This window comes from Sphingomonas sp. S6 (assembly GCF_043498045.1).
In the GTDB taxonomy this organism is placed as follows: domain Bacteria; phylum Pseudomonadota; class Alphaproteobacteria; order Sphingomonadales; family Sphingomonadaceae; genus Sphingomonas.
Genome location: NZ_JBIEOE010000030.1, coordinates 1 through 8,893 on the forward strand (window position 1 = coordinate 1; position 8,893 = coordinate 8,893).

General features: G+C 66.6%; 12 protein-coding genes and 1 pseudogene. All 13 read right to left on the reverse strand.

What is annotated here, in order from left to right; all coding sequences use genetic code 11:
• Window positions 1–195 precede the first annotated feature (195 nt).
• The 13 genes and pseudogenes from ACGVWT_RS18770 to gpW all read right to left on the reverse strand — a co-directional run bounded on the left by ACGVWT_RS18770 (window position 196) and on the right by gpW (window position 8,834).
• Window positions 196–549 (reverse strand): phage tail assembly protein, encoded by a 354-nt coding sequence (locus tag ACGVWT_RS18770; protein ID WP_394427731.1) that lies wholly within the window; start codon window positions 547–549, stop codon window positions 196–198.
• Complete coding sequence (locus ACGVWT_RS18775) at window positions 533–898, reverse strand: phage tail tube protein (RefSeq protein WP_394427733.1); 366 nt, start codon at window positions 896–898, stop codon at window positions 533–535. The genes ACGVWT_RS18770 and ACGVWT_RS18775 overlap by 17 nt, the downstream gene beginning before the upstream one ends.
• A gap of 13 nt (window positions 899–911) precedes the next feature.
• Entirely contained in the window at window positions 912–2,405 is a 1,494-nt protein-coding gene (locus ACGVWT_RS18780; RefSeq protein WP_394427735.1) for a phage tail sheath subtilisin-like domain-containing protein, read from the reverse strand.
• Window positions 2,402–2,593, reverse strand: a complete 192-nt coding sequence (locus ACGVWT_RS18785) for a DUF2635 domain-containing protein (RefSeq protein WP_315463136.1) — start codon at window positions 2,591–2,593, stop codon at window positions 2,402–2,404. Before ACGVWT_RS18785 ends, ACGVWT_RS18780 begins: the two co-directional genes overlap by 4 nt.
• Window positions 2,594–2,600: 7 nt before the next feature.
• Complete coding sequence (locus tag ACGVWT_RS18790) at window positions 2,601–3,128, reverse strand: hypothetical protein (protein ID WP_394427738.1); 528 nt, start codon at window positions 3,126–3,128, stop codon at window positions 2,601–2,603.
• On the reverse strand, window positions 3,125–3,397 hold the full coding sequence (locus tag ACGVWT_RS18795; protein WP_394427740.1) for a hypothetical protein: 273 nt from the start codon (window positions 3,395–3,397) through the stop codon (window positions 3,125–3,127). The genes ACGVWT_RS18790 and ACGVWT_RS18795 overlap by 4 nt, the downstream gene beginning before the upstream one ends.
• Window positions 3,398–3,480: 83 nt before the next feature.
• Window positions 3,481–3,750 (reverse strand): hypothetical protein, encoded by a 270-nt coding sequence (locus ACGVWT_RS18800; RefSeq protein WP_394427742.1) that lies wholly within the window; start codon window positions 3,748–3,750, stop codon window positions 3,481–3,483.
• 54 nt (window positions 3,751–3,804) lie between these two features.
• Window positions 3,805–4,875 carry a major capsid protein gene (locus tag ACGVWT_RS18805; RefSeq protein ID WP_394427744.1) on the reverse strand — a complete coding sequence of 357 codons (1,071 nt, stop codon included), beginning with the start codon at window positions 4,873–4,875 and terminating at the stop codon, window positions 3,805–3,807.
• Window positions 4,876–4,940: 65 nt separating this feature from the next.
• The gene (locus ACGVWT_RS18810; protein WP_198356555.1) at window positions 4,941–5,357 is read right to left on the reverse strand and encodes a head decoration protein; all 417 of its coding nucleotides are present in this window, start codon (window positions 5,355–5,357) and stop codon (window positions 4,941–4,943) included.
• Between the two features lie 44 nt (window positions 5,358–5,401).
• Window positions 5,402–6,025 (reverse strand): hypothetical protein, encoded by a 624-nt coding sequence (locus tag ACGVWT_RS18815; RefSeq protein WP_394427747.1) that lies wholly within the window; start codon window positions 6,023–6,025, stop codon window positions 5,402–5,404.
• Between the two features lie 21 nt (window positions 6,026–6,046).
• On the reverse strand, window positions 6,047–6,922 hold the full coding sequence (locus ACGVWT_RS18820) for a S49 family peptidase (protein ID WP_394427749.1): 876 nt from the start codon (window positions 6,920–6,922) through the stop codon (window positions 6,047–6,049).
• Window positions 6,922–8,670: pseudogene (locus ACGVWT_RS18825) on the reverse strand (phage portal protein). The gene ACGVWT_RS18820 and the pseudogene ACGVWT_RS18825 overlap by 1 nt, the downstream one beginning before the upstream one ends.
• Window positions 8,586–8,834 (reverse strand): gpW family head-tail joining protein, encoded by a 249-nt coding sequence (gene gpW / locus ACGVWT_RS18830; RefSeq protein ID WP_198356559.1) that lies wholly within the window; start codon window positions 8,832–8,834, stop codon window positions 8,586–8,588. The pseudogene ACGVWT_RS18825 and the gene gpW overlap by 85 nt, the downstream one beginning before the upstream one ends.
• Window positions 8,835–8,893: the final 59 nt, after the last annotated feature.

Genomic DNA, 8,893 nt, shown 5'->3' on the forward strand with positions numbered 1-8,893 from the left:
CCCTTCGCCGTCCGGTCGTTCGCGGTGATGTCGATCGCGACCTTCGGCTGGCTCATGACGCCTCCCCGGTTTCGAGCATGTCAGCCCAGCCCAGCCACTTCAGCAGGACCGACCATGGCCGGGTGGCGATCTCATCCGGCATCTTGCCGTATCGCTGGGCAAGCGCGTCGAGTGCGCCCTCCCAGCCAGACGGCCTCAGAGCAAAAAATCGCCGATCCGCCGCGACGCGCGATAGAAGACGCGGGCGGGGAGCTTCTCGACGACCGAAGCGGGAACGCCCGCGACGACGCTGATCGCCTTCACGTCGGCCTCGGCGCCGGAGAGCTTGTCCCACTGCATGATCTCGGCCGCGGTGGGCTCGCGGATGACGATCTGCGACACCGGCCCCGCTGGCCCGTCGATCGGCTTGACCAAGGGGAGCACCAGCTCCTGGTCGAGATCGTGGGGGACGATATCCGCCCCCAGCCCGATCAGCGCCTCGAGCATCTGCGGCGGCAGTGCGCCGGCGACGATCGTCACCAGCGCGCGCTGATCAGTTTTCACGGACATCGGCGCCCTCCCACTGGATCGCGAACGAGGCGTCCTCGGTGTCGACTTCGACCGGCTCGCCGACGCGCCACATGTTCCGCCCGATCACCGTCTTGCCGTTGGCGAGCTGGGCAACGACAGTGACGTCGGTCGCATTGGCGAGATCCGCGACCGGGATCGCCCCACTGTCGCGCAGCTTGGCTTTGATCATCCCGGCCGCCGGCGTCGACTTCACGCCGTGGACGCCATCCATGCCGAGCAGCGTCTCGTTATTGCCCTGGGTTGGCCGATAGCTGAATTCGCCGACAAGCTGCACGGAGCGGCCGTCGACGGTCAGATACGCGGTGCCCGCGATCATATTGGTTGCCATGGTGGCCTTCCGCTTACTGGAGCTTGAACTGGACGAGCATGGCGACGACGCGCAGCTGGCCGATCAGGATGATCGGGAGCAGCACGTCGACCCGGCCCGGGGTGGCAGTGTTCTTCGTCACGCTGACCGCCGCGGCGAAGGCATCGCTGTTCTGCACCCACGCCTGATTGGTCTCGAGCGACCGGTACAGCGCGACGAACTCCGCCCGAATCGTGGCAGGGGTCAGAACGTTGGAGCCCGGCCCGTACCGCACCCCGTCCTGTCCCAGCTTGGCCCGGGCGAACTTGGCCGACCAGAGCGTCGCATAGGCCCGCAGCACTGCCATGAGCGTGAACATGGTTTCGGCGTCGAGATAGGCGTTGTCGGCCTGCCCCTGCGCGTTCACCTGGTAGGTGGTGATGAGGCGCTCGATCTGAACGGTCCCGGCAGGATCGACGCGAAACGTCGAAATGCCGTCGTACAGGAGCAGGTTGCGCTGCCCGATCTGGAACTGCGACTGGATGGGCGGAGCGAGGACGCCGGCGATGGCGACCGTCTGGAGCGGGGTTCCCGGATCCGCGCGGACGCTCGGCGCCACCGCGCCCGCCAGCGCCGCCGCCCACGCATAGGGCGGCGTCGGACTGTCCGCATAGCCTAGACACGTCAGGTGCTGGTCGTTCAGCGCGGCGCCGAAGCTCGCGAGCGCCCCCTGCGTGCCGCGCTTCGCGATGAAGCAATGGCCGTAGATCTGCGTCGTCGGCGCCCAGCGGCCCGCCTGATCGCCGAGCAGGCCAGTGATCGCGGCGATCGACGTCGTGTCGGAATAGGGCGAGACGATGAAGTCGAACGGCATGCTGCCGAGGGCAGCGAGCGCCGCGGTGAGCGTCGGGTTGGTCGTGCCACCGGACATGGCGGTGACGGCGACGGTAACGCCACCGGGCAGCGCTTCACCGCCGGGTGCGCCGCGATAGTTGACGCGCACATCGATATCGTTGGCAACCGCGCCCTTGTTCTTTGCGGTGAGGTTGACCTTCGCGGGGTTGCCGCCGTCGACCACAGCCGTGACAGGCAGATCCACCGCAGCGTTGATGGCGGCTGCGGCCGTCGTGGCCACCTGCGCGGTCGTTGCATTGGCCGCGACGGCGATCTGCACGATTTGACCTGCGATATACAGGCTGACGGCGCCGGCGCTCGTCGCGGGGCCGCCGAACACGATAGCCCCCGTCGCAGCGGCCGCGGCGCCGTCGTCGGCGAGCGGCAAGTACCAGACTTCGCCGAACGCGTCATTGGCGCGGTAGGCGGCGACCATCGCCGCGAGCATCGACCCGGCACCGCCGGCGCTATTCGCCTCGGTGACGCTTGCCGACTGCACGGGAACGTTCGGGGTGAGCGTGCCGGCTGCCGTGATCTGGCCGATGATCAGCGCGCGCTGGGTGCCAGCGGCGGTGTTCGCCTGGCTGGCGTCAAGCTCGGCAAACGTGCCGGGCGTGCGCAGGCCGGCGGGGATGGTGCGGAATGCGATGGTCACTTCTCGGCCCCTTCGCGGTTGATGGCGGCGCGCGGCGCCGTGGTCACGGCCGACGCCGGAGCGACGTCCCCGTCGACGAGGAGGCGAGCCCAATAGGGATCATTCTCGTTGATCGTGGCGCCGGCAGCGATGGCAAGAGTGGTGGCCGGGTCGCGCACCAGCGCGCCCGGGGCGGGATCGACGATCATGTTCACCTCATGAAATATGGAGGGCGACGGGCGGGTGGAGCGGATCAACCGCTCGCAATTCGGTAATCTCGTCGGCGGGGAGCGGCGCGAAGTCGTCCGCGTCCTGGTACAGCTCGAACGTATAGTCGCACTGGATGCCGGCGAGCCGGGTGGCGCTGGCGGTATAAGCGAACTGCGACTGCACCCCGACCAGCCGCTGCACGATCCGGAAGAGCGGATAGCTGTTGATGATGGCGATCTCGACCTGCCGCTTCAGGGCAAGGAGCTTCGCCTGGATTGTGGCAACGAGGATGTCGTCGTCGGGATCGACGGGTTCGGACACCTCGCCGTTGATGCGGATCGTCAGAAGCGTCAGGAAGCTGATCGAGCCATGTCCGGTCGCTTGCTTATCCTCCGCGAGGACGCGCGCCTTCAGCATCGGGAACTGGTCGGACTGCGTCGGCAGATCGCCGGGGACAGCGATGCGATCCTCTGCGTCTGTCTTGTCCGAGAGCGCATCCTGCAGGGCCGCGAAAACCTCCACCTCGGTCGTCATGCGGCGGCCTCGATCAGGACGAGCAGGACATGGCCGTGCCCGTCGGCCTGTGCATCAGCGACGCGATAGGTCTTCCCGTTCGAGGGGATGAGCACGCGATCGCCCTGAGCAGGTGGCTGTTCAAACAGGCTGGCGCGGACGCCGAGCACGGGGGTGGAGGTCGAGACCTCGCTGCCGTCACCTTGCTCGACGACGCGATGATACTGCTCATCGAACACAGCGTCCGACAGCTGGAATGCCGACCCGCGTCGCGGCGTGAGGTCGGCCACGACGAGGGAACGCCAGGGGCGCCCTCGCCGAAAACCGACATCACCGGGCCGAGCAGTTCGGCATCCCAGTCGATCGACACTGATCAGATTTCTTTGATCTCGATGCCGGACGCGGTTTTCGGGCCGTCCGAGAAGCCGGCACGATTGCCATCCTCGTCGAGGATGAAGCCCAGCTCGTAGAGGCGGAGCGCATCGTCGTCGGTGAGGTCGACCTTCTCGCCCGGCCCCTTGCCGCCGACCGTTCGGCCGGGCGCAACTTCATATGCGGTTACGGCGGGCTGCGCCTCGGCATCGCCCTGGGTCGTGTCCAGCTTGCTCTTCGTCGTGGTCTTGCCGGTGGCGGTATCGTCCATGGGAAACTCCCGTGAGAGAAACCGGCGCGGCAATACACCGCGCCGGCGGAAGGGTTAGAAAGCGGTGATGATCGGATCGCAGACGAGCGCGCACAGGCATGCGTTCACTCGGCTGGGGATCACGAGCGGCGCGGACTGCATCATGATGATGCGCTGCGCCGGATCGTTGTTCAGCCACGTCTTCGGCGCATAGGCCATCGGCTTATAGTTGAACGCCGGGTCGACGATCAGGCCGAAGGCGCGGGTGCCCATCAGGTCGGGGCCGGTCATGACGATCATGCCGTCGGGCAACATCGGCTGCTCGACGCCGTTCGCGTCGATATACCAGTCGTTGTAGAGCCATAGGTCGTACTGGCCCCACTTGCCCTTGTAGATGGCGCCGACCTTCACCTGGCTGCCGGGGTTCAGCGTGTTGCCATCGACGGCGAGCGTCGGATACTGGATCGCACCCTGCACACCTTCAGCGGTCAGGAACTTCGCCCAGGCCGAGTTGGTGAAGACGATATCGGTGGCGACCGCGCCCGACGCCTTCAGGATCCGCGTACCGAACGCGTCAATCTGGCCGACGATGTTGGTGTCGCGCCCCTGGTCGTTGGTGGTCGCACCCCACTTGTTGGCGCCGGTCAACGCGATCGTCAGGGTGGGCGAGCGGCCGAAGTCGATCAGGGTCGTGGGGAAGCCCTCGCCCGCGATGGTGATCGTGCCGGTGGTGAGCGCCGACGACGCCATCCACTCCAGGCGGCGGTTCACCATGTCGACCTGGTCGGTCATTTCCGATTCGAGATTGACCATCTCGCGCTCGGCGGCGGTCAGCTCGCCGCCGATGCGCTCGCCGATCGCGCGGCGAACCGGGCGGCGCAGGTCCGGCGCGCGCTTGTCTTTGATGTACGCGGGCTTGAACTTGTTGGTGACGAACCGCTTCTGCTCGACGAGCTTGCCCTCAACGAGGGGGCTGACGAACGGCGACATCCGGCGAAGGCCGACATCGACGTCAATCGCGACCTCTTCGGTATCGCTTTCGACGATGCCGCCGAAGAAACGATCGAGCAGGAAATTCTGCGACGCAATGAGCGAGGGGACGACCTGCACCAGCTTCGCGGTCGTATAGGCAATGGTTTCCGCCATCGGGGGCTCCATGGAAAAGCCCGCGATCGGCGGGCGAGAGGATCAGGGGGCGATCGCTGTCGCGATCAGGTGGGCAGCGCCGCCGACACCGACGACTTGAGGTAGATGTTCTTCAGCTCGAGCGCGGCCTTCGCGGCGGCGAGCGTGATGCCCGCGCCGAGGATCACCGCGCGCTCGTTGAATTCGCCCATGACGTAGGTGCCGCCGTCGACGTTGCCGCCGGTGGTGTCGACATCGTCCGCCAGGATCTCGACCGGGGTCTGCGATCCGTCGTTGGCCGCGGCCGTCGCGATCGTGAACAGGCCGGAGGCGGTGATCATGCCCAGCACCGTGCCGCGCTTGAAAATTGCACCGCCGGTCAGGGTACGGTGACGGCTGACGATCTTAAGGTCGCCGCCGATCAGCTGATCGGGAACGAACACGTCCTGGGCGACGCCAGGCTGGAACGGGCTATTGCCCTGAAGGGTCGAGGAAAGAACCATTCGAGGTCTCCTGTGAGAAGGGGGTCAGGCGGAAGCGCCGCGGGTCAGCTGCGGCGACCAGCCTTTTTCGAGGCGGCCAGCACCTGGTCGGCGAACGACTTCTCGCCGCCGCCGCTGGCACCCGCACCCGGGCGTGCCTCCCGACGCGCGTTCATGCGCTCATCGAGGCTGCGGCCGCGCGTCGGCGCCGAAGCACCCGCCATGCCGAGAACGCCGATCGCTTCGGCCGACGTCATGGACGTCTCGAACGCCAGCTGGGCGGCAAGGTCGGGGCGGCCGGCGGCGGCGGGCGATGCGAAGATGGCGCGCGCGCGCTTGTTGGCGGCGGCGTAGCCGCGGTTGAAGCCGGAAGCCTTCTTGCCCTTCGGCTCCGGCTCCTCGTCCTCGGCATCCGCGTCATCGCCTTCGTCCTCGGCGTCCGCGTCGTCATCGCCGTCTTCCGCGTCGGCGTCTTCCGGCTCTTCCGCCTTGCGGCCTTTTGCCTTGCGGCCCTTCGGCTCGGCGCCTTCGTCTTCGGCGTCGACATCGTCGTCATCGCTTTCGGCATCGGGGGCCTCGTCTTCGTTCTCGGCGCGGCTGCCCAGCGTACGGCCGGCAAGCGCCGCGGCACCGCTCAGCAAATGGGCGAACGGGGACGTCCCCGCCGCCAGGATGGTCTTCTTCGACATGGGATGTCTCCGGTTGGGTGGTCAGGCGGCAAGGAAGGCGGCGAATGCCGCATCGGGCGCCATCACGGCGTCGGCGAGGCCGGCCGTGACGCCGTCGGCGCCCATGAACGTGCCCGCGCGCATGTCGCGCACGGCGGAGGTCGCGATGCCGCGGTTGCGCGCCACGGTGTCGTGGAACAGGGCACCCATGGTATCGATCTCGTGCTGGAATGCGGCGAGCGCTTCCTTGCTCAGCGGGATTTCGGAATGGCCATCCGTCTTGCGGTCGGCCCCGGTGTTGGTGATGAACGTGACCTTCAGGCCCGCCTTGGTCAGCGCCTCCGAAAGGTCAACGTGCATGCAAATCACGCCGATCGATCCGGTGCCACCGGTGCGGGGCACGTAAATCGTGTCCGCGGCTGAGGCGATCGCATAGGCTGCCGAATAGGCGCTTTCCGTCAGGATCGCCGCTATCGGCTTGTCGCCGCGCGCCTCGTGGATGGTATCGACGAGGTCGAAGCAGCCCGCGACCTCGCCGCCGCCCGAACTGATATCGAGCGCGATGCGGCTGACCGCGCTGTCAGCGCGCGCCGTCAGGAACGCCTGGCGAATGCCATTGTAGCCCGTCATCCCCGAGTAGGGGCGAAGCGACGACTGCTTTTGCACCAGCGTGCCTGCGATCGGAATGATCGCGGTGCCAGCCACCACGTCGTAGCCGAGGTCCGTCTGGCGGCTCTGACGCGACGAGACGAACTCCTCGTCATCGTCGAACGCCATCGGCACGGGTCGGCCGTCGCCACGCATCAGGTGCGTTATGCCCAGACGATCGGCCAGCGCGGCCATCGCGATTTCCGCCTTCCGCGGATGGATCGCGATCGGCGTGTTGAACATGCGCTGCGCCAGATGAGCGAATTCCATCACTGCGCCTCCGGATCTGCGATCGTCTTGTTGGCGGACACGTCGTTGAGCCCCATCGCCGCCCAGCTTGGCGGCTCGAGACCGGCCTCGCGGAACCGCGCGATGGTGTTCTTGCGCGCCTGGATCATGTCGTCGCCGTCGACGCCCTGCTCGGCGCAGATCTCGTCGTAATCCATGAGTGCGCTATCCATGCCCAGGATCGCGCCTTTCACCTCGGCGACGGGATCGATCCAACCGCGGCCGGGCCCGATCCATTTCGCGCGGGCGTAGGCCTCGCGGAACTCGGCGAAATCAGGCGCGCCCGCCGGTAGGGGCACGTCGTCAACATCGTGCGCCTCTTCCACATGGCAGCTGTAGACGGGCTGGCAGGTGCCGGTCGCGAAGTCGTCCCGTCGACGCGACATCGTTTTCCAAAATTCGAGCATGGCGCCGCGCGCGCTCGAATAGTTGACGTCAGACCAGTCGTTGGAAACTTGCTGCGCCGACAGGCCGCCCGCCGAGGCGACGTTGCGGAGAACCGCCTTTTCGAAGGCGACGAAGTTGGTGCTGGGGCGCTTCGTGTCGAGCTGCTCCAGCTTTTCGCCCGGAAATAGCTTCGCGAGGTTAGGCCCGGCGCCCGGGATGCGGAGCCGGGCATCGTCATGGTAGGAGGCGCGTGCTTCCTGGTAATTGCCGATGCTCTCACCGGCGGAAAACGCCTCTTCGGCAAACTCCGGATCGAATGGGCTTTCCAACCAGGCGCCGAAGATCGCGTTCAGCAACGAGGCATCGAGTTCGGCAACGTCGTAGCGGAACAGCATCTTGAGGCGCTGCACGACTGGCCCGAGGATCCCGACGCCACCACGGTGCTGATCTGCGCGATCCGATTCGAAGTCGTGGATGATGACCGGGCGGCCCCACTCGGTTTCGCGCTCGATCCGGTCCCACGTCAGCGATTTGCCGGCGCTGAACCAGTCGCCCTGATGCGCGCGCCGGATATGATAGGCGATGGCGACGCCGTCTTCGTCGATCTCGACACCGCCTCGATTGGTGGCAGTGTCGAAGCCCATCTGCGGGTTCGACAGCCGATCCGGATCAATCAGCTGCATCGAAGTGGCGTAGCGCGCCCGACCATAGCCGAGCCGTTCCGGCCGCCATTGCGAATGGATGACGTCGTCACCGTCGATGAGCTTGTGGCGGAAAGCCACACGGAACATCTGCGGGATCGTCAGCCGGCGCTGCGCGTCGCTCCACTTGCCGTCGCTGAGCGCCCAGGTGCGATAGCTCGCGTCGAGCGCCTTCGAATATTCATATGCCCAAGTGGCGTCGAACGCCTTGTTGCCCGTGTAATAGGCGAGTGCGCGTCAGTCCGGCTTGGCGATCGGGCGAAAGTTCGCGCCGACGGCATTGTCGAGAACGCGTGTGATCGCGCCGGATGCCCATCCATCATTGCGAACCAGGTCACGCATGCGCGCGACGATCGTGTCGCGGTACGGGTTGAGCTCGCCGTCGGTGGACCAGAGGTAGGGGTTCCACTCCGCGGTATGGGCACCGAACCGATCGGCCGCGTCATAGGGCACGTTGTTGCCGCCAGTCAGCGCGGCCGCCCGCGGCCGGCCAGATGATCGCGGCGCTGCCGGAACCATCGGGTTGCCGCGGGCATCCAGAATGCGAACGGCACCCGTCATCGAAGCACGAACCCCGTCATGCGGCGCGACCCACCAGGCATGTTGAGCGCACGCTTCAGCTGCATAATCAGAGCGGTGCATTCCGCCACGGTGGTGACGCGCTTCGTCAGCGACTTGGCGCCGTCGCCCTGCGTGTAGGAGACGGATGCGATCGAATTGCCCGACATCAGCTGTATCAGAGCCGCTTGCGCAGACGCCAGGGCGGCGCGCAGCTGCGGTTCGGGCAGGCCGTCGAATAGGCTCATGGCCGTCCTCCTCTTGCCAGCCGGGCGCCCAGCGACAGTTTTTTGGCCGGTGCGGCGCT

Excerpts from the sequence above, each read along its gene's own strand:
- ACGVWT_RS18770 (WP_394427731.1), bottom strand. The coding sequence starts at position 549 with ATGTCCGTGAAAACTGATCAGCGCGCGCTGGTGACGATCGTCGCCGGC.
- ACGVWT_RS18775 (WP_394427733.1), bottom strand. The coding sequence starts at position 898 with ATGGCAACCAATATGATCGCGGGCACCGCGTATCTGACCGTCGACGGC.
- ACGVWT_RS18785 (WP_315463136.1), bottom strand. The coding sequence starts at position 2,593 with ATGATCGTCGATCCCGCCCCGGGCGCGCTGGTGCGCGACCCGGCCACC.
- ACGVWT_RS18790 (WP_394427738.1), bottom strand. The coding sequence starts at position 3,128 with ATGACGACCGAGGTGGAGGTTTTCGCGGCCCTGCAGGATGCGCTCTCG.
- ACGVWT_RS18800 (WP_394427742.1), bottom strand. The coding sequence starts at position 3,750 with ATGGACGATACCGCCACCGGCAAGACCACGACGAAGAGCAAGCTGGAC.
- ACGVWT_RS18805 (WP_394427744.1), bottom strand. The coding sequence starts at position 4,875 with ATGGCGGAAACCATTGCCTATACGACCGCGAAGCTGGTGCAGGTCGTC.
- ACGVWT_RS18810 (WP_198356555.1), bottom strand. The coding sequence starts at position 5,357 with ATGGTTCTTTCCTCGACCCTTCAGGGCAATAGCCCGTTCCAGCCTGGC.
- ACGVWT_RS18815 (WP_394427747.1), bottom strand. The coding sequence starts at position 6,025 with ATGTCGAAGAAGACCATCCTGGCGGCGGGGACGTCCCCGTTCGCCCAT.
- ACGVWT_RS18820 (WP_394427749.1), bottom strand. The coding sequence starts at position 6,922 with ATGGAATTCGCTCATCTGGCGCAGCGCATGTTCAACACGCCGATCGCG.
- gpW (WP_198356559.1), bottom strand. The coding sequence starts at position 8,834 with ATGAGCCTATTCGACGGCCTGCCCGAACCGCAGCTGCGCGCCGCCCTG.